Origin of the sequence: Streptomyces sp. NPDC091376 (assembly GCF_044757085.1) — a bacterium.
Taxonomy (GTDB): Bacteria; Actinomycetota; Actinomycetes; order Streptomycetales; family Streptomycetaceae; genus Streptomyces; species Streptomyces pratisoli.
The window spans coordinates 234,847-253,114 of record NZ_JBIVUF010000007.1 but is presented as its reverse complement, the minus strand read 5'-3'; the positions used below and the strand labels follow the sequence as shown (position 1 = coordinate 253,114).

11 protein-coding genes are annotated in these 18,268 nt (G+C 72.1%); 7 read left to right on the top strand and 4 right to left on the bottom strand.

The annotated features are described in order from the left end of the window. Positions 1 to 172: 172 nt before the first annotated feature. Complete coding sequence (locus ACIQMR_RS17555; protein ID WP_401387424.1) at positions 173 to 1,081, bottom strand: hypothetical protein; 909 nt, start codon at positions 1,079 to 1,081, stop codon at positions 173 to 175. Between the two features lie 192 nt (positions 1,082 to 1,273). On the opposite strand from ACIQMR_RS17555, the gene ACIQMR_RS17550 reads away from it, so the two are divergent. The 3 genes from ACIQMR_RS17550 (at position 1,274) to ACIQMR_RS17540 (ending at position 6,652) form a co-directional block, all read left to right on the top strand. Next, positions 1,274 to 3,418, top strand: a complete 2,145-nt coding sequence (locus ACIQMR_RS17550; protein WP_401387421.1) for a phosphocholine-specific phospholipase C — start codon at positions 1,274 to 1,276, stop codon at positions 3,416 to 3,418. A 204-nt stretch (positions 3,419 to 3,622) separates the two neighbouring features. Beyond that, a complete protein-coding gene (locus ACIQMR_RS17545) occupies positions 3,623 to 6,064 on the top strand; it encodes an MMPL family transporter (protein ID WP_401387418.1) in 2,442 nt (813 codons plus the stop codon). A 24-nt stretch (positions 6,065 to 6,088) separates the two neighbouring features. After that, entirely contained in the window at positions 6,089 to 6,652 is a 564-nt protein-coding gene (locus ACIQMR_RS17540) for a GNAT family N-acetyltransferase (RefSeq protein ID WP_401387415.1), read from the top strand. A gap of 133 nt (positions 6,653 to 6,785) precedes the next feature. Here the strand turns inward: ACIQMR_RS17540 and ACIQMR_RS17535 are convergent, their stop codons facing one another. Next, positions 6,786 to 7,820: a phosphotransferase family protein gene (locus ACIQMR_RS17535; RefSeq protein WP_401387893.1), complete on the bottom strand. Its 1,035-nt coding sequence runs from the start codon at positions 7,818 to 7,820 to the stop codon at positions 6,786 to 6,788. A gap of 277 nt (positions 7,821 to 8,097) precedes the next feature. On the opposite strand from ACIQMR_RS17535, the gene ACIQMR_RS17530 reads away from it, so the two are divergent. Both ACIQMR_RS17530 and ACIQMR_RS17525 read left to right on the top strand, forming a co-directional pair. Further along, the gene (locus ACIQMR_RS17530) at positions 8,098 to 8,292 is read left to right on the top strand and encodes a hypothetical protein (protein ID WP_401387412.1); all 195 of its coding nucleotides are present in this window, start codon (positions 8,098 to 8,100) and stop codon (positions 8,290 to 8,292) included. A 60-nt stretch (positions 8,293 to 8,352) separates the two neighbouring features. Next, on the top strand, positions 8,353 to 11,424 hold the full coding sequence (locus ACIQMR_RS17525; protein ID WP_401387890.1) for an AAA family ATPase: 3,072 nt from the start codon (positions 8,353 to 8,355) through the stop codon (positions 11,422 to 11,424). A 158-nt stretch (positions 11,425 to 11,582) separates the two neighbouring features. On the opposite strand, the gene ACIQMR_RS17520 is transcribed toward ACIQMR_RS17525, so the two are convergent. After that, positions 11,583 to 12,743, bottom strand: coding sequence for a PQQ-dependent sugar dehydrogenase (locus tag ACIQMR_RS17520; protein ID WP_401387409.1), 1,161 nt, complete (start codon positions 12,741 to 12,743; stop codon positions 11,583 to 11,585). Between the two features lie 148 nt (positions 12,744 to 12,891). Further along, the gene (locus tag ACIQMR_RS17515) at positions 12,892 to 13,893 is read right to left on the bottom strand and encodes an aldo/keto reductase (RefSeq protein WP_401387406.1); all 1,002 of its coding nucleotides are present in this window, start codon (positions 13,891 to 13,893) and stop codon (positions 12,892 to 12,894) included. 90 nt (positions 13,894 to 13,983) lie between these two features. Here ACIQMR_RS17515 and ACIQMR_RS17510 point away from each other — a divergent pair, with 90 nt between their 5' ends. Both ACIQMR_RS17510 and ACIQMR_RS17505 read left to right on the top strand, forming a co-directional pair. Then, positions 13,984 to 14,934: a 2-hydroxyacid dehydrogenase gene (locus ACIQMR_RS17510; RefSeq protein WP_401387403.1), complete on the top strand. Its 951-nt coding sequence runs from the start codon at positions 13,984 to 13,986 to the stop codon at positions 14,932 to 14,934. 389 nt (positions 14,935 to 15,323) lie between these two features. Beyond that, positions 15,324 to 18,176 carry a putative bifunctional diguanylate cyclase/phosphodiesterase gene (locus ACIQMR_RS17505; RefSeq protein WP_401387401.1) on the top strand — a complete coding sequence of 951 codons (2,853 nt, stop codon included), beginning with the start codon at positions 15,324 to 15,326 and terminating at the stop codon, positions 18,174 to 18,176. Positions 18,177 to 18,268 lie beyond the last annotated feature (92 nt).

The following is an 18,268-nucleotide window of genomic DNA, read 5'->3' as shown; positions in this document are numbered from 1 at the left end:
GGTGCGGGCCCGCCGCACCCGCGCGCCGAACCGAGGGCCGCGCGTCCGTATGCGCCCGACGGGCGCGTCGCCGAGGCCCGAGGCTGCCGCGGGCCGCGGGCCGCGGGCCTCGGGCGTCGGACCTCGAGCCTCGGGCCGATCAGCACGGGCCCTGCTCCGTACGCGCGGCCCGTCAGTGCGTTCGTATGCCGAGGCCCGGGAGCCACAGCTCGCCGCGGTCGTTGACGCCGGCGTCGCGGGAGGCCAGTTCCTGCGGGCCGGTGGCGCCGCGGCAGCGGAGTTCGGTGACGGCCAGCCGGGCCGAGGCGGCCGCGGCGTTCTCGTAGGCCTCCGGGAACACCGACTGCCACCAGCCCCGGTCGTGGCCCTGCCAGCCGCGCTCGCGCATCTGACGCACGCGCTCCGGGCCCTGCTCCGCGTCCCGGTCGTCGATCGCGACGCCCAGCCCTTCGCCCGGACTGTACGAGACGACCAGATCGCGCCCCGGGTCGCGGTCGGCCACGATCGTGAAGCCCGCCCAGTCACCCGGCACCTGCACGGGAAGCTGCTCCGTCCAGGCCGCGAGCATCAGCCCCAGGGCGCTCTCCAGATGCTCCCAGCCGCCCGCGAGCCGGCGCCCGGGGACGTCGCCGGGCTGCTCGCCGGGCCCGCTCCGGTACAACTGCCAGCTGTACGGCAGGAGATCGAAGTCGTGCGGCTCGTCCACCGACCAGGCACCGCCCCAGGTGAAGCAGCGGTGCTCGTCCCGCTCCAGGTCCTCGGGCCGGTGCACCGAGAGCGTGACCTGGAACCGGTCCCCGGACAGCAGCACCAGCCGGGCGCCGTCACGCCAGCGGACATTGGGGCCCCAGGCCGATCCGCCGTACAGCGTCGGCTCGCCGATCCTGGCCACGATCGGGCCGTACACCGCACGGAACGCCTCGCGCCGCTCCAGCCGCGTGGCCTCCGGCGGGTACGCCACGACCACGACCGGCGGCCGGCCGAGGTGCTCCCGTGGCGCTCCGTGGAGCCGCTCCGCGAGCTCGGCGGCGCCGACGGGCGTGGTGACGGCGACAGCATTCGATTCCCCCGGACTGGTCATGACCCCATGGTGGCAGGCCCCGCCGACATGGCTGCCGTGTCTGGTCCGGAAGCCCGCCTTCCGGTGGCGCGATCTCGTCCGGGCTCTTCCGCGTCACTCTTGGACGTTCATCCCGCTGACGTCCCCGGGCCTTTCCTCCGCCATCTGCTCTCACTAGCTTCCGGGCGGTAACGCGCGACTCGGGAGGATCACTTGGCCACGGACATCTCACGGCGACGGCTGTTCGCACTCGGCGGGGGCGCCCTCGGTGCCGCGGCAGCCGGGTCCCTGCTGCCTCCGTCCCTGCAGCAGGCGCTGGCCGCCGAGGCGCCCTCCGGTGGTCTGCGCGCGATTCGCCACGTAGTGATCCTCATGCAGGAGAACCGTTCTTTCGATCACTACTTCGGCACTCTCCGCGGCGTTCGCGGCTTCGGCGACCGCAATGCCGTCGAACTCCCCACGGGCAAGCCGGTCTTCGAGCAGCCCGGCCCGCTCGGCACCGTGCTGCCCTTCCCGGTCCGCGACGCCGCCGAGACGCAGGCGAAGGACCTCCAGTACATCGGCGACCTCGACCACTCCTGGGGCGGCGGGGCCAAGGCCTGGCGCGACGGCTGGATGGACGGCTGGATCTCGGCCAAGACCGCCGCGACCATGGCGTACTACGACCGCCGCGACATCCCGCTGCACTACGAGCTGGCCGACACGTTCACCATCTGCGACGCCTACCACTCCTCGATCCACACCTCGACGAGCCCCAACCGCAACCACCTGTGGAGCGGCTGGACCGGCTTCGAGGCCGACGGCAGCCGCGCCGTGACCAACGCCGCGTACGCCGAGGGCAGCCATCCCGGCTACCCGTGGCCCACCTACGCCGAGCGGCTGGAGAAGGCGGGCCGCAGCTGGAAGACGTACCAGGAGTGGGAGAACTTCACCGACAACAACATCGAGTTCTTCACCACCTTCAAGAAGATCGCGCGGAAGGCGCTCGCCAAGGCCGGCGACTTCACCTTCATGGAGGCCTTCTACGCGAAGGTCCGCGACACCTCCGACGCCGCCGAGCGGGCCCTGCTGCTCGCCGCGCTGGAGGAGGGCGTCGCCACCCTCACCGAAGAGGAGCGCTCCCTCTTCGAGCGCGGGCTGCGGCGCGGCGAGACCGGCAGCCTCGCGGATCAGTTCCGCGCGGACGTGGCCGCGGGCACGCTGCCCGAGGTGTCGTACCTGGTGCCCTCCGCCGTCGACTCCGAGCACCCCGGCTCCTCCTCGCCGATCGCCTCCGCCACGCTCGTCTACAAGGTGCTGGACGCGCTCGGCTCGCACCCCGATGTGTGGCGGCACACCGTCGTCCTGATCAACTACGACGAGAACGACGGATTCTTCGACCACGTCCCGCCGCCGGTGCCGCCCGCCGACAACACCAGCGAGCGCTGGCAGGGCAAGCCCACCGGCCTCGGCATCCGCGTCCCGCTGCTCGTCGTCTCGCCGTGGACCGTCGGCGGCTACGTCTGCTCCGAGACCTTCGACCACAGCTCGGTCGTCCGCTTCCTGGAGAAGTGGACGGGCGTCGAGGAGCCCAACATCACCGCCTGGCGACGCGGTGTCACCGGCGATCTCACCTCCGCCTTCGACTTCCGCCGCGGCCGGCCGCTGCCCGAGGTGGAGCAGCCCGGTGCGATCCCGCCGTTCACCGGCCGCTGGCGGCCGCAGCCACCGCTGGTCCAGCACATGCCCGAGCAGGAGCCGGGCGCCCGGCCCGCGCGGCCCCTGCCGTACCAGCCCGACGCCTCCGCGAAGCCCGGCGACGGCACGGTGAAGGTCACGCTCACCAACACGGGGCGGGCGAGCGCCCACTTCGCGCTGTACCCGTACGCCGGTGAGTTCCCCGTACCCCAGCACAAGGACGTAAGGGGCACAGCACAGTGGAGCGTGCCCCTTACCGGGGACTCCTACCGCTTCACGATCACCGGGCCGAACGGCTTCCGTCGCGAGTTCGCGGGACCGGCCACCGGGTCCGGTGCCGAGGTCACCTCGCGCATCGACCACCACGACCGCGATCTGCACCTCACGTTCCGCAACTGCGGCGACCGGACCATCACCTTCACCGTCCGCCCGCTCGGATACGTCGACGAGGAGGACCTGCGGGACTGGACCCGGCAGCTCACGGTGAAGCCCGGCCGCAGCCGCAGCGTCGTCCACTCGGCCGCGGACGCCCACGGCTGGTACGACATCGAGGTCACGGCGGACGACGGCACCGAGAACGACGCCGCTGAGAGCGCCACTCCTGCGGGCAACGGCAGTGTCGCCTTCCGCAGGCGCCTGATGGGGCACATCGAGAACGGACGCCCCAGCATCTCCGGGTGACATCACCGGCCATACGTGAACCTTCAGGGCTGTGCGGAAATCGGGGAACTCCGCTCCGCATTCCGCGCAGCCCTGTGAGTATGACCACGAACCGGGCGAACGGGTCCTAGCGATCACTATCACCTGACAGAGTGATGCTCCGTAGGTCATGCGTTCTTTGCGGGCAGTTCCCAGTGAAGATCCACGAACCAGGGAGCTCGTCCGTTGGCCGCCATCGCCCGGTGGTGCATCAGGCACCGTCTCGTCGCCGTCCTGCTCTGGCTGCTCGCCCTCGGCGGTGTCTCGGTCGCGGCGGGCTTCGCGGGCACCTCGTACTCCTCCGACTACGACGTTCCCGGTACCGAGTCGGGCCGGGCCACCGAACTGCTCCGGGACGGCTTCCACGGCCAGGGCGGTGCCGGGGAGACCATCGTCTGGCACAGCGAGCACGCCGGCGTACGCAGTGCCGCCGTCAAGCAGCGCACGACCACGATGCTCAAGGCGGTCGCGCGGCTGGACGGGGTCGCCTCCGTCACCGGTCCGTACGAGATCACCGCGAAGGCGGCCACCGCGAAGGCGCCCACCGCGAAGGCGTCCAAGGGCACGGGCAAGAGCGAGTCCGAAGCCGGGTCGAAGGACAAGGCCGAGAGCAAGGACAAGGCCGAGACCGAGGCCAAGGGCGACGCGAAAGACAAGGGCGACGCGAAAGCCAGGACCACGGACGGCAAGCGCGATGACAGCGCCGCCGCGGCCGCAGGCGGCAACGGAGGCGTCCTCGGCCCGGACGGCGCCGTACAGATCAGCGAGGACGGCCGCACCGCCTACGCCACGGTCGTCTTCGACGCGCAGGCCGAGGACGTCCCCAGGGCCCAGGCGCAAGCCGTCGTCGACACGGCCAGGGCGGCCGCCGGCGACGGACTGCAGGTCGAGATCGGCGGCAGTGCCACTGCCCTGACCGAGGCGCCGACCTCGCACATCGCCGAGATCGTCGGCGTCGCCGTCGCCGCTGTCGTCCTCTTCCTCGCCTTCGGCTCGCTCGCCGCCAGCCTGCTGCCCATCGCCACGGCACTGGTCAGCGTCGGCACCGCGTACTCGGGCATCGTGCTGCTCGGCCATGCGATGGACGTCGCCGACTTCGCGCCCGTACTCGGTCTGCTGATCGGCCTCGGCGTCGGCATCGACTACGCCCTGTTCATCGTCACCCGGCACCGCAAGGGCCTCAGACGGGGACTGCCGGTCGCCGAGGCCGCCGAGCGTGCCGTGGCGACCACCGGGCGCGCCGTCGTCTTCGCCGGCCTGACCGTGTGCATCGCGCTGCTCGGCATGCTGATCCTGCGCCTCTCCTTCCTCAACGGAGTGGCGATCGCCGCGTGTCTGACGGTCCTCCTGACCGTCGCCGCCTCGGTGACCCTGCTGCCCGCACTGCTGTCCTGCATCGGGATGCGCGCCCTGGGCCGCCCCGAGCGTCGCCGCTTCGCCCGGCGCGGACCGCGTCCGGAGCTCCCGACCGGATTCGCCGCCCGCTGGTCGGCCTTCGTGGAGCGTCGTCCGAAGCTGCTGGGGCTGGTCGCCACCGTGGTGATGGCGGTGCTCGCGCTGCCCACGTTCTCGCTCCACCTCGGCACGTCCGACCAGGGCAACAGTCCCGCCACCAGCACCACCCGCAAGGCGTACGACCTGATCGCCGAGGGGTTCGGGCCCGGCACCAACGGTCCGCTCACCCTCGTCGCCGCGCTCGACGGCGCCGACGACCGACTGGCGCTGCAGAAGCTGCCCGCCGTTCTCCGGGACACCCAGGGCGTCGCGTCCGTCAGCCCCATCACCTTCAACGGCAGCGCCGACACGGCCGTACTCACCCTCGTACCGGAGACCTCGCCCCAGTCACAGCGCACCAGCGAGCTCGTCGACCGGCTGCGTACGGACGTCCTGCCCGTCACCGAGAGCGGCACCTCGCTGGAGGTGTACGTGGGCGGAGTGACCGCGAGCTACGACGACTTCGCGGGGATCATCGTCGGCAAGATGCCGCTGTTCGCCCTCGTGGTCATCGCGCTCGGCTGTGTGCTGCTGCTGCTCGCCTTCCGCTCGGTCGGCATCCCGGTCAAGGCGGCGCTGATGAACGTGGCCGCGGTCGCCTCCGCGTTCGGTGTCGTCGTCGCGATCTTCCAGTGGGGCTGGGGCAGCGAACTCCTGGGACTCGGCAGCGCCGGACCGATCGAACCCTTCCTGCCCGTGATCATGATCTCGGTGCTCTTCGGGCTCTCCATGGACTACCAGGTCTTCCTGGTCAGCCGGATGTACGAGGAGTGGCTGGAGACCGGGGACAACCGGCGTGCCGTACGCGTCGGGCTCGCCGAGACCGGCCGCGTGATCAACTCCGCGGCGGTCATCATGATCTCCGTCTTCCTCGCGTTCGTCCTCAGCGGAGACCGCGTCATCGCCATGTTCGGCATCGGACTCGCCGCGGCCGTCGCACTGGACGCGTTCGTCCTCCGTACGCTGCTGGTTCCGGCCTTGATGCACATGCTGGGCAGCGCGAACTGGTGGCTGCCCCGCTGGCTGGACCGCAGGTTGCCCCGTATCTGCATCGAAACTCCCGAGAGGCTTTCGCCCGTACATGCGAGGATCCCGGAGTTGCGTGTGAGCGAGGACAGCCCGCTCGCGCGGTAGCCCACCACAAGGAGACAGAGCGGTATGTTCGCGATATCCCTGGGGGACGGCGCCGAGTTGCGGCCCATCGGCCCCTGGCAGGCGGAGGAGTTCCTCGACCACATCGGACGGGCGCGGGAGTACGCCGGTCCGTGGGTGCCGTTCACGGTGAACGTGACGGACCTCGAGTCGGCCCGCGCGCTGCTCCAGAGCTACGCCGACAAGCAGGCCGCGGACACCGGCCACCTCTGGGCCGTCCGGCTGGACGGTGTCCTCGTGGGCGGAGTGCTCTTCCGGATCTTCGACACCCAGACCGAGTCCTGCGAGGTCGGCGTCTGGCTGGAGCCGTCCGCTGCCGGCCGGGGGCTGATCAGCCGGGCCGTCGAGCACCTCATCGACTGGGCGGTGGACGAACGCGGGATGCACCGCGTCGAATGGCTCGCCTCCTCCGCGAACCAGCGCTCCCTCGCCGTCGCCAAGAGGCTCGGGATGAGCCGTGACGGAGTCCTCCGCGAGAGCTTCCCGTGGCAGGGCATCCGCCATGACATGGAGGTCTGGTCCGTGCTGGCCCCCGAGTGGCGCGAGCGGCGCGCGGCGGACCGGCGCTGATCCCCGGGGCGGCCGCGGCGGATGCCGTGGAGCCGTACGTACGGGCGCGTCGGGTCGGTCCGGCGGGGCGGCGCGGCGCCGGGCCGGGGTGGCGGGGCGATCGTGAACCGCCGGCCCCGACCCGGCCGGGGACTCAGCCGAACCGGTCGAAGAGAGCCTGGAGATAGTCCTCCAGTCTGCCGGTCAGGACGGCGGGCGTGAGATCCGTACGGCCCAGCTCACGCCAGGGGAGCCCGACTTTCTCCGCGTCCGGTGCGAACGCCAGCGCGTCCAGCAGCCGCCAGTACAGCTGCGCCGCCGGATCCTCGGCGAGCCTCCCGCCGGCCGCGAGATACAGGTCGGCGAAGCGCATGCCCGTGGGAGCGCCGTGCAGCAGGGCCAGCGTGGTGGAGCAGTGCGCCACGTCCAGGTCGGCCGGCCCCCACGACGTCTCCACCCAGTCGACGACCCCGCTGATCCGCAGGTCGTCGCTGGTGCTCGTGCCGGTGCCGGTGTCCGTGGCCGTGCCGGTGCTCGTGTCAGTACCGGTGAAGAGCACATTGCCCGGGTGGAAGTCACGGTGCAGGAAGCACCCCTGATACTCGGGCGGTGCCTGCCCGATCACCTCCACCGCCCGCTCCCACAGTCCGGGCCGTCCGCTGTCCGCGGGCGGCGTGACCCGCTCGGCGGAGGCCCACGGCTGGTAGGTGCGCGGGCGTGACTCCTCGGTCACCCGTACCCGGTGGATGCGCAGCAACTGCTCGGCGAGCAACTGCGCTCGTCGGCCGGCGCCTTCGTCCTGGACCCTTACTCCGCCCGGCAGCAGGGTCATCAGCAGCGAGGGGAAGTCGCAGTGCTCCGCGGTCGCGTCCACGGCGACGAGCGAGGGCGCGGGCACCTCCGATTCCCCGAGCAGCCGCAGTACGTCCGCCTCGCGGCTCAACAGGCCCGGCGCATGACGTACGAAGAAGGGTCTGACGAAGGACCGCAGCACCATCGTGCGCTCCCCGGCAGGGCCCTCGACGCGCAGGCTCCGCATCTCGGAGGTCCAGCCTCCGCGCAGTCGTACGGACTCGGTGACGTGCTCGCCCTCGGCCAGCGCCTTGGTCACCCAGGCGTGTGTCGCCGCCCGGTCCTCGCTCCGGTCCTGTCCGGCCCCCGCGCCTCGCACGGCGCCCCCGTTCTCGATCACTGCGGCAGGCTATCGTCCGGGCTCGCGCACCTGTCCTGCCTGTCTCACGTGCCCGCCCGGCGCGGGCATCGGGCCCCTCCGTGGCGCCCCACCCGGTCCTGAACCGGGGGGACTTAGGCCGCCGGGACCCTCCGGACGCGCCCGTCTAAGGACCTCGCCGCGCGAAGATGCGGCACTCTCCCGATGCGGCCGCACCCCCTTGGGGACGAGAGTCGAGACATCGCGGAAAGCGAAGGCCCCGCAGGCCGCCGACCCCGTCACCAGGGAGAACATCATGTTCGAGCACCACCTTCACGAGATCCGGCACGCCGAGATGCTCCGCCGGTCGGAGAACGAGCGGCTGGCCCGCGAAGTACGCGACGCACGCCCTGCCGCGCGGCGGGCCGCCCGTCGCGCGGCCCGCTCATCGGCCGTACACGCACCGGAGGGCCGGGTGAGCAGTCAGGGCCGGTACGCCCGGACCGCCTGACCGGCCCGGGACATGACGGGCACCCTGAAATTCCGCGCCGTCGGCCCGGACCTCTGTGCGATGCTCGGCGGCGTGGAGACCAGGTCCGTCAGCCCCGTGTTCGTCGGCCGCACCGGCGAACTCACCGCACTCGCCCATGCGCTCTCCCGCGCCACCGCGGGAGAGCCGCAGGCGTTGCTCATCGCGGGCGAGGCCGGAGTCGGCAAGTCCCGGCTCATCGAGGAGTTCCACGACGAGGCGTGTCGCGAGGGCGCCGTCTTCGCCCTCGGCGGCTGCGTCGAGATCGGCGCGGACGGGCTGCCCTTCGCGCCGTTCTCCACCGCGCTGCGCGCCCTGCGGCGGCAGTTGCCCGACGAACTCGCCGCGGCGGCCGTGGGCCAGGAGGAGGAACTGGCCCGGCTGCTGCCCGAGCTCGGCGAGTCCTCGCCCGGCGGGCGGGGCAGGCCCGACGAGGACAGCACGGCCCGGCTCTTCGAACTGACCGCCCGTCTGCTCGAACGCATGGCGGTGGAACGCACGGTCGTCCTCGTACTGGAGGACCTCCACTGGGCCGATGCCTCCACCCGGCACCTCCTCGCCTACCTGCTGCGCACCCTGCGCCGCGGCCGTCTCGTCGTCATCGCCACCTACCGCTCCGACGACATCCACCGACGCCACCCGCTGCGGCCCCTCATCGCGGAACTCGACCGGCTGCGCACCGTCCAGCGCGTCGAACTGCCCCGCTTCAGCCGCGACGAGGTCGCGCGCCAGATGGCCGGCATCCTCGCCGCGGAACCGGCCCCGTCGCTCGTCGACGACATCTTCGAACGCTCCGACGGCAACGCCTTCTTCGTCGAGGAACTCGCCGTCGCCGCCCACGAGGGCTGCCGGACCGGACTGACCGACTCGCTTCGCGACCTCCTGCTCGTCCGCGTCGAGAGTCTGCCCGAGCACACCCAGCGGGTCGCAAGGATCGTCGCCGAGGGCGGATCCGCCGTCGAGCACCCGCTGCTCGCAGCCGTCGCCGGCCTTGGCGAGGACGAACTCATCGAGGCACTGCGCGCCGCCGTCGGCGCCAACATCCTGCTCGCCACACCCGACGGCGACGGATATCGCTTCCGGCACTCCCTGGTGCGCGAGGCCGTCAGCGACGACCTGCTCCCGGGCGAACGGTCCCGCCTCAACCGCCGCTACGCCGAAGCCCTGGAAGCGGCCCCCGGCATCGTCCCCGCCGACCAGCGGGCCACCCGGCTCGCCAGCTACTGGTACCACGCGCACGACGCGGCGCATGCCCTGCCCGCCGTGCTGCTCGCGTCCGTCGAGGCCCGCAAACGCCACGCCTACTCCGAACAGTTGCGGCTTCTGGAACGGGCCATGGAGCTGTGGGACGACGTCCCCGCGCAGGCCCGCTCCACACTCCGGCCGATGGACTACGCGGGCGCCTACCCGCCGTGCGGCTGCGACCCCAGCACCACCCCGCTGCGCTTCCTCGACCTGCTCGCCGAGGCCGCCGTCGCCGCCCGGCTCTGCGGTGAACGCGAACGTGCCCTCAAGATCGTCAAGACCGCCCTGCGGCTGCTGGCGGCGGAGGACGACGCCCCGGCCGCCACCCACTCCGGCGGTACGGACTTCCAGCGCGCGGCCTGGTTCTGGACCGAGCGCTCCAAGCTGGTGCAGAACCTGGCCCGCGGCGACGGCTGGGAAGAGATCGCGACCGCCCAGGAACTGGTGCGCGGACTCCCGCCGTCGGCCGTCCACGCCCAGGTCCTGGCCACCGCCGCCGGCTGGGGCATGCTGCACGCTCCCGGCCCGGAGAGCCTTGCCGCCGCTGAGCGGGCCGTCGAGTACGCCCGCCTCGTCGACGCCGAGGAGATCGAACTCAACGCCCGCCTCACGCTGGGCGGCCTCATGGTCGACGCCGGCGACATCGACGGTGGTCTCGCCGAGATGTGCGCCGTGCGGGACCGAACCCTGGAACTCGGACTGGTCGCCGAAGCGGGCCGCGCCTACACCAACATCGTCTCCCAGCTCCAGTCGCTCGGCCGCTCCCGCGAAGCGGTGGCCGCCGGGGCGGAAGGGCTGAAGCTCAGTCTCACCCACGGCCTGGTGGACAACGCGGACTGGGTCCTCGGCAATCTCGTCTCCGCCCAGTTCTCGATAGGCCTCTTGGACGAGGCGGAGCGCGGTGCTCTCCGGCTGCTCCAGACCGCGCACAGCTCCAAGCCACGCGGCGCCGCGAGCTGCCTCCTCGCCCGGATCGCCCTCACCCGCGGCGAACCGGTCACCGCCGCCCGCCACTTGACGGATGCCGTCGAGCACTACGGCCCGCACGATCCGATGCCGCAGAACTCCCTTCTGCTCGCCCGCGTTTCCCTGGCGATCGCTGCCGCGCAGGGGCGAGTCGCCGATGTCCGGGCCGAGTTCGCCCGGGCCGCGGAGGGCGGCTTCCCCACCGGCACCCACCGCTACGCCTGGCCGATGGTGCTCCTCGCCGCCACCACCGAGGCCGAGTCACGCGGCCTCCCGGCAGCCGAGGACGGCCGCGCCGAGGCGCTCCGGCTGATCCGCGCCACCGCCAAGCGGCTCGCCGCACCGGTGGCCCTCTGGCAGGCCCATGCGCTCTACGCCGAGGCCGAACTGCTGCGCGCCGAGGACCGGGAGAGAGCCGACCGCTGGCGGGAGACGACCGCCGCCTTCGCACGCCTGGAGCGCCCCTACGAGCTCGCCGTCGTCCAGCTCCGCGCGGCGGACGCCCTCCTCGGCGAGGGCGGCCGGCGGGACGAGGCCGCCGCGCTGCTCCGGGCCGCCCACACCGCCGCACGGAGCCTCGGCGCGCGCCGGCTCGCAGAGGACGCCGAACTGCTCGCCCAGCGCGCCCGCATCCGTCTCACCGTGCCGGAGCCGGAGCCGGAGCTCATGTCCGCCACGGTCCCGGCCCCGGCCGAGGACTTCGGACTGACCCCGCGCGAACAGGACGTCCTGCGTCTGGTGGCGGCAGGCCGCACCAACCGCCAGATCGCAGAGGAGCTCTTCATCTCACCCAAGACCGCGAGCGTCCATGTCTCCAACATCCTGGCCAAGCTCGGCGTCACCGGCCGGGGCGAGGCGGCCGCCCTGGCACACCGCCTCCGCCTCTTCCCGGCGACCGCGTGACCGCGTGACTGCGCCTGCCCACCGGACCGCGTGACCGCGCCTGCCCAGCGGACCGCGTGACCGCGCCTGCCCACCTGACCGCGTGACCGCGCCTGCCCACCTGACCGCGTGACTGCCCGAGCGCTTGACGCCCCTCACCGTGACCGTGCGGCCAGGTGTCACTCGACCTGCAGCCGCAGGACCCTGTCGTCACCCGGTTCGGGCGTGCCCCGGTTGTCCGTCTCACTCGTGACCAGCCAGATCTCGCTCCCTCCGCCGGAGCCGGCGACCGGCAGGACCGTACGCAGCCGGCCGTACGTCCCTTCCAGGAACGGCTGGGGTTCGGCGGACGGTACCGCTCCGGCCAGCGGGATCCGCCACAGGCGCTCACCCCTCAGACCGGCCATCCATATCGATCCCGCGGCGTAGGCGATCCCGCTCGGGGACGCCTCCTCCGTCCGCCACTGGGCCACCGGATCCGCGAAGCCCGGCTTGCCGCCCTTGCCCTCGACCTCGGGCCAGCCGTAGTTCCTGCCGGGCTCGATCACATTCAGCTCGTCCCAGGTGTTCTGCCCGAACTCGGCGGCCCACAGCCGCTTCTGGGAGTCCCAGGCGAGACCCTGCACATTGCGGTGCCCGTACGAATAGACCACGGAATCCGCCGACGGATTGCCGTGCACCGGCTCCCCGTCCGGGGTCATCCGGAGGATCTTGCCGCCCAGCGACTTCTTGTCCTGCGCCAGCCCCGTGTCTCCCGACTCGCCCGTGCCCGCGTACAGCATCTTGTCGGGGCCGAAGGCGATCCGTCCGCCGTTGTGGATACGGCCCTTGGGGATGCCCCTGAGGATCGTGTCGGGAGCGCCGAGCTGCTGCCCGGCAGGCTTGCGCTCGTCGTAGAGCATGCGGGCGATGCGGTTGTCCGACGCGGTGGTGAAGTACGCGTAGACGAGGCTGTCGGAGGCGAAGGACGGGGAGACGGCCAGCCCCATCAGGCCGCCCTCACCGGCCGGGGCGACGCCCGGCACCGAACCTATGACCGTCTTCTTCCCGGTCTCGGCGTCGATGCGCGTGATCGTGCCCTCGTCACGCGACGACACCAGCAGATCGCCGTCGGGCAGAGCGGCCAGGCCCCAGGGGGACTTCAGATCCCGGGCCAGAGTGGCCGCGACCTTCACCGACCCCTTCGCCGGCGGTGCGCTCGCGCCCGCCCCGCCGGCCGTGGCGGACGGGGAGACCTGGCCGGACGGGGCGGCGTCGTGGCCCCCGGTCGGTCCTGTCCCGCCGTCGGACGAGCACCCGGTGGCGAGCAGCAGCGCGGCAGCGGCCAGCACGGCCGTCACAGCTGAACGTTGCACTGTTCTTGATCCCTTCGCCGGGGAACGGGTGGCGTGAGCCGTACGAGCCGCACGCCTACTGTTCATACACCGCATCCCGGCCCGAGGTTCCCGATCCTCGCGAAGACCGCGGCGATCGCGGGACACAGGGCCGTCACTGATCCCAGGATCCCCTGGCCGGCGGCAGTGCCGCGATCTCGGCGACGTCCCGGTCGGTCAGCGCCAGCCGCGCAGCCGCCGCGTTCTGCACGGCCCACCGCTCCCGCTTGGCCCCCGGAACCGGCACGACATGACGACCCTGACCCAGCACCCAGGCCAGCGCCACCTGGGCCGGGGTGGCACCGGGGCCGTGCCGCCCGGCGACCCGCCGCAGCCCCGCCACCAGCGGCTGGTTCGCCGCCATCATCTCGGCGGTGAAGCGCGGGTGCCGGGCCCGCAGATCATCCGGCTCGAACCCCTCCCCGGGCGTCAGCGTGCCGGTGAGGAAGCCGTTGCCCAGCGGCATCGCGGCCAGAAAGCCCACACCCCGCGCCTCGCACCACGGCAGCAGCGTGCCGAGCGCGTCCGGAGACCACACCGAAAGCTCCGCCTGGACGGCGCTCACCGGGAAGACCTGCTGCACCCGCTCCAGCTGCCGGATCGTTCCGTCATGGAGCCCCGCACCCGGTCTGCGCGCGGCACGCGCTCCCACCGCGCACAGCCCCAGGGCCCGTACCTTCCCCGCGGACACCAGTTCCGCCATCGCACCCCAGGTCTCCTCCACCGGGACCTCCGGGTCCGCGCGATGGAGCTGGTACAGATCGATGACGTCGGTCCCCAGCCGGCGCAGCGACGCGTCGCACGCCCGCCGCACATACCCAGGCCGGCCGTTCGCGACGAGGTGCTGGTCGCCGACGAGCAGCCCGACCTTCGTCGAGACGAAGACGTCGGCCCGCCGCTCCTTCAGCACCCTGCCGAGCAGCAGTTCATTGGTGAACGGGCCGTACATGTCGGCCGTGTCGAGCAGACTCACCCCCGCGTCGAGCGCCGCGTGCACGGTGCGCAGCGACCGGTCACCACGCTGCTGCGAACTGGTGTACGCCCAGCTCATCGGCATACAGCCGAGGCCGATCGCGCCCACGCCGAGCGCCGCCGCACCGATTGTCCTGCGGTCCACCTGCTCGTACCCCTCCCTGTGCCGTTCCCCAAACTAACGTCTGCCTGCCGAGGCGCCGCGCTCAGCCTCCCGGCGGTTAGCCTCCTGACCATGACTGCTGACGTGTGGCTCCCCATTCCGGCCGACCAGATCGAGGGGCTCCCCGCTCCCGCGGAGTCGGGACTCAACTACCGCTTCTGGGACGGCGGACGGGACTTTCCCGCCGACCCCGCGGACTGTGTCTTCTACGCCGTCCCGTACATGAGGGGCACGGAGGTCGCGGTACGCCCGCTGGCCGCCATGACATCCGTGCGGGTCGTCCAGACCCTCTCGGCCGGCATCGATCACGTCGAACCCGGCCTCGGTACGCTGTCCGCGGGCGTACGCCTCTGCAACGCCAGGGGAGTCCACGAGGCGAGCACCGCCGAGCTCGCCCTCGCCCTGATCCTCGCCTCCCTGCGTGGCATCCCCCGCTTCGTGGAAGGCCAGCGGCGCGAGGAGTGGTACGCGGGCTTCTATCCGGCGCTCGCCGACAAGTCGGTGCTGATCGTCGGCTACGGCTCGATCGGCGCCGCCATCGAGGACCGGCTCGCGCCTTTCGAATGCGCGCGGGTGGCGCGCGTCGCGCGCTCCGCACGTACCACCGAGCGCGGCGAAGTGCACGCACTCACCGACCTGCCGGCGCTGCTGCCCGAGGCCGACGTCGTGATCCTTTCCACCCCGCTCACGCCGGCCACCCGCCATCTCGCGGGCGGCGGCTTCCTGTCCCGGATGAAGGACGGCGCCCTGCTGGTGAACGTCGCCCGCGGACCGGTCGTCGACACCGAAGACCTGCTCAAGGAGGTCGAGACCGGCCGGATCACCGCCGCCCTCGACGTCACCGACCCCGAGCCGCTGCCCGCAGGCCACCCGCTCTGGCACGCCCCCGGCGTACTCATCAGCCCCCATGTCGGCGGCTCCACATCGGCGTTCATGCCGCGCGCCAAGCGTCTGCTCGCCGGACAGATCGCCCGGTACGCGGCAGGAGAGCCTCTGCGAAACGTGGTCCTCACGACCGAATAGACGCCACACTGGAACGCGCCGGACACGCAGCGGAGTCGGGCGGATGCACCCTGTGTCGGTGAACTCGCTTGCAGTCACTGAGAGTAGATAAGCTATGTCCCTGAGTGACGACTCTGGTGTATCGTCCCGACTTGGGGGCTGCGTCGGGTTCGAGATCGGCGCTGCGGAGCGAGCAGACTTCGAGGGGGGCGACGGGCGATGCACGGCCAATGGGCAAACAATCCGACGCGGCGGGGGCGCCGCCGACCACCCTCACGCGCTCCGATGCGCGGACCGGTCCTCCCGACGGGTCCGAGCGGGCCGGACGTCCCCCGCAGGCGCACCAGGGGCGGCATGCATGTCCGCCCCCGTCGGCGGAGCCGGCTGAAAGCGCTGTCAGGAGCGGGCCGGTGAGCGCCCCGGCCGCATTCCTCGCCCGCCGCCCGGTCCAGGAGGGCGGTGGTACGGGACTGCTCCCGCAGGTGCTGCTCGGTCTCGCCAGCGGGGGCTACGCCATCGGTGCCGCCCTGGGCTGGGGATCCGAGCAACTCGCGTTGATCATGGGTGACTTCGGGCTCAGTGTCGCCGCCCTGATCGCCTCGGTCTCGTGTTTCCTCTACGCGCGTGCGCGCGACAGCCGCTTCCGGCCCGCCTGGGTCCTGTTCGCGGTCTCCTCCGCCATGGCCGCCTGTGGGAATGCGGTCTGGGGCTGGTACGAGGTGGTCCTCGGCCGCGCGGTGCCGAGCCCGTCCCTGGCCGATCTGTTCTTCCTCTGCTTCGCGCCGCCCGCCATCGTCGGACTGCTCGTCCTCGCCAAGCGGCCGGTCACCCGGGCCGGCTGGGTCTGCCTCGCGCTGGACGCCTGGCTGATCGGCGGCTCACTGCTCACCCTCTCCTGGAGCCTCGCCCTCGCGCACACGGCGCATTTCGAGGGGGAGAGCGTGGCCGAGGCGGCGCTGTCGCTCGCCTATCCGCTGCTTGACATCGTTCTCGTCAGCATGGTGCTCGCCCTCCATTTCCGCCGGTCGCACGTCAACAGGTCGGGGATCAACACGGCGATCGCCGCGCTCGCCCTGACCGTGCTGTGCGACGCGCTGTTCACCTCGCCGCTGCTGCGGGAGAACTACCGCTCGGGACAGCTGCTCGACGCCGGCTGGTTCGCCGCGTCGCTCCTTCTCGCGTACGCGCCCTGGGGAGTGCGCAGGCTGGAGCCGAGCGCCGGACCTCCCCGCGCCGCCCGCCCCGCGGTCCGGCCCATCGCCGGCTCCCTCGCCGCCCTCACCCCGTACCTGGCGGCTGCCGTCTGCACGCTGGGCATCCTCTACAACGTCATCGAGGATCGCAGCGTGGACCGGGTCGTGGTCTTCACCGGCTGCACCGTCGTCCTCGCCCTGGTCGTCCGGCAGGGCATCATGCTGCTCGACAACATCGCCCTCACTCATGAACTGGCCCAGAAGGAGAACCACTTCCGCTCCCTGGTGCAGGGCTCCAGCGATGTGATCATGATCGCCGCGCCGACGGGCATACTCCGCTACGTCAGCCCGGCCGCCGCCGGAGTGTACGGCCGGGACGCGGACGAACTCATCGGCTCCGAGCTGGCAACGCTCATCCATCCCGAGGACCTCGGCCGGGTCGTGCACGAGGTGCGCCGATTTCTGGCCGCTCCCCCTTCGGAGGAGCCCACGACCCGGATCGAATGCCGCTTCAGGTCCGGCACCGGCCAGTGGCTGAACGTCGAATCCACGGTCAAGCGCCACCAGGGCGGGCTGATCTTCAACAGCAGGGACGTCACCGAACGGGTGCGCCTCCAGGCCCAGTTGCAGCACAACGCCGAGCACGACCCGCTGACCGACCTGCCCAACCGGGCGTTGTTCACCCAGCGGGTGCGGCAGGCGCTCGGCGGCCGCCGAGCAGGCGACGCGGGCACGGCCGTGCTCTTCATCGACCTGGACGGCTTCAAGGGCGTCAACGACCGCCATGGCCACCAGGCCGGGGACGAGCTGCTGATCCAGGCCGCCCGCCGGCTCCAGGACTCCGTACGGGCCGGTGACACCGCGGCCCGGCTCGGGGGTGACGAGTTCGCCGCCCTGATCCTCGGCGACGGCTCCAGGGACGGCCCGGCCCGGGAGCTCCAGGTGCAGGAGATCGCCGACCGGCTGCGGCTCATGCTCTCCCAGCCCTACCGGGTCGAGGGCAACGAGGTACGGGTGGCCGCGTCGATCGGCGTCGCCTTCGCCGAGCCCGGCATCAGCGCCGGCGAGCTGCTGCGCAACGCCGACCTGGCCATGTACCGGGCCAAGGCCGGCGGCAAGGACCGGGTCGAGCTGTACGTGCCCCAGATGCAGGCCGACGTCGTCCGCCGGACGGACCGGGCCACCCGGCTGCGCACCGCACTCCACGAAGGCGAGTTCGCGCTGCTCCACCAGCCCGTGGTCAGCCTCGCCGACGGCCGGATCGCGGCCGTCGCCGCGCAGGCCCGCTGGAGATCGGCCCAGGGCATCCTCTTCACGCCCGCCGAGTTCCTGAGGGTCGCCGACGACGGCGGCCGCACCGCGGAGCTCGGCCACCGGCTGCTGGAGGAAGCCGTCGAGCAGGCGGCGGAGCGTGGCCGGCTCGGCCACCGGGCGCCGGTGTCGGTGCGGCTCCCCGCCCGCCGGCTCCTGGACCGGTCCATGCCCCTCGGCTCCATCGAGGGCCTGCTCACCCGCCATGGACTGCCGTCGGGTTCCCTCGTGATCGAGCTCGCCGACAGCGACCCGCGGATCTCCTTCGACGAGCTGGAGCAGCGCCTCGTCGCGCTGCGCAGACTCGGCGTACGGATCGCCCTGGACGGCTTCGGCAGCGGGTACGCCGCGATCAACGCGCTGCGCCGCCTCCCCATCGATGTGCTGAAACTCGACCGGGGCCTGGTCGAGGGCGTCGTGGAATCGGCCAGACTGCACAAGATCACCGCGGGACTGCTGCGGATCGCCCGCGACCTCGGCATGCAGTCCGTGGCGGACGGCGTGGACGTGCCGGAGCAGGTGCTGGCCCTGCGCGCCATGGGGTGCACCCACGGCCAGGGGATGGCCTTCTCGGGACCGCTCGACGAGTACCGGCTGCGCCGCGCTCTGGCGTGCGGCGAGTTCCCGGTGCCCGGAGGGGCCGCCCTGCCGGTGCTCTCGGGCCGTGCGCTGCCCGCCCGGCGCTCCCCGGCGCCGCCGGAAGTCTTCGAACATCCCCCGATGCGCTCAAATAATGAGACGCCTGTCCCACCCACTTGACAGTGACAGTGCGCCGGGGGGAGGGTCAGTGCCATGCGCACCCGAATTCTCGTACTTGGAAAGCGCGTCGGCTGAAGCAGGGCCCTGTACGG

Bases quoted from the DNA above. Each gene is read 5' to 3' on its own strand.
- ACIQMR_RS17540 (WP_401387415.1), top strand. From the start codon at position 6,089: ATGTTCGCGATATCCCTGGGGGACGGCGCCGAGTTGCGGCCCATCGGC.
- ACIQMR_RS17510 (WP_401387403.1), top strand. From the start codon at position 13,984: ATGACTGCTGACGTGTGGCTCCCCATTCCGGCCGACCAGATCGAGGGG.
- ACIQMR_RS17525 (WP_401387890.1), top strand. From the start codon at position 8,353: ATGCTCGGCGGCGTGGAGACCAGGTCCGTCAGCCCCGTGTTCGTCGGC.
- ACIQMR_RS17530 (WP_401387412.1), top strand. From the start codon at position 8,098: ATGTTCGAGCACCACCTTCACGAGATCCGGCACGCCGAGATGCTCCGC.
- ACIQMR_RS17555 (WP_401387424.1), bottom strand. From the start codon at position 1,081: ATGACCAGTCCGGGGGAATCGAATGCTGTCGCCGTCACCACGCCCGTC.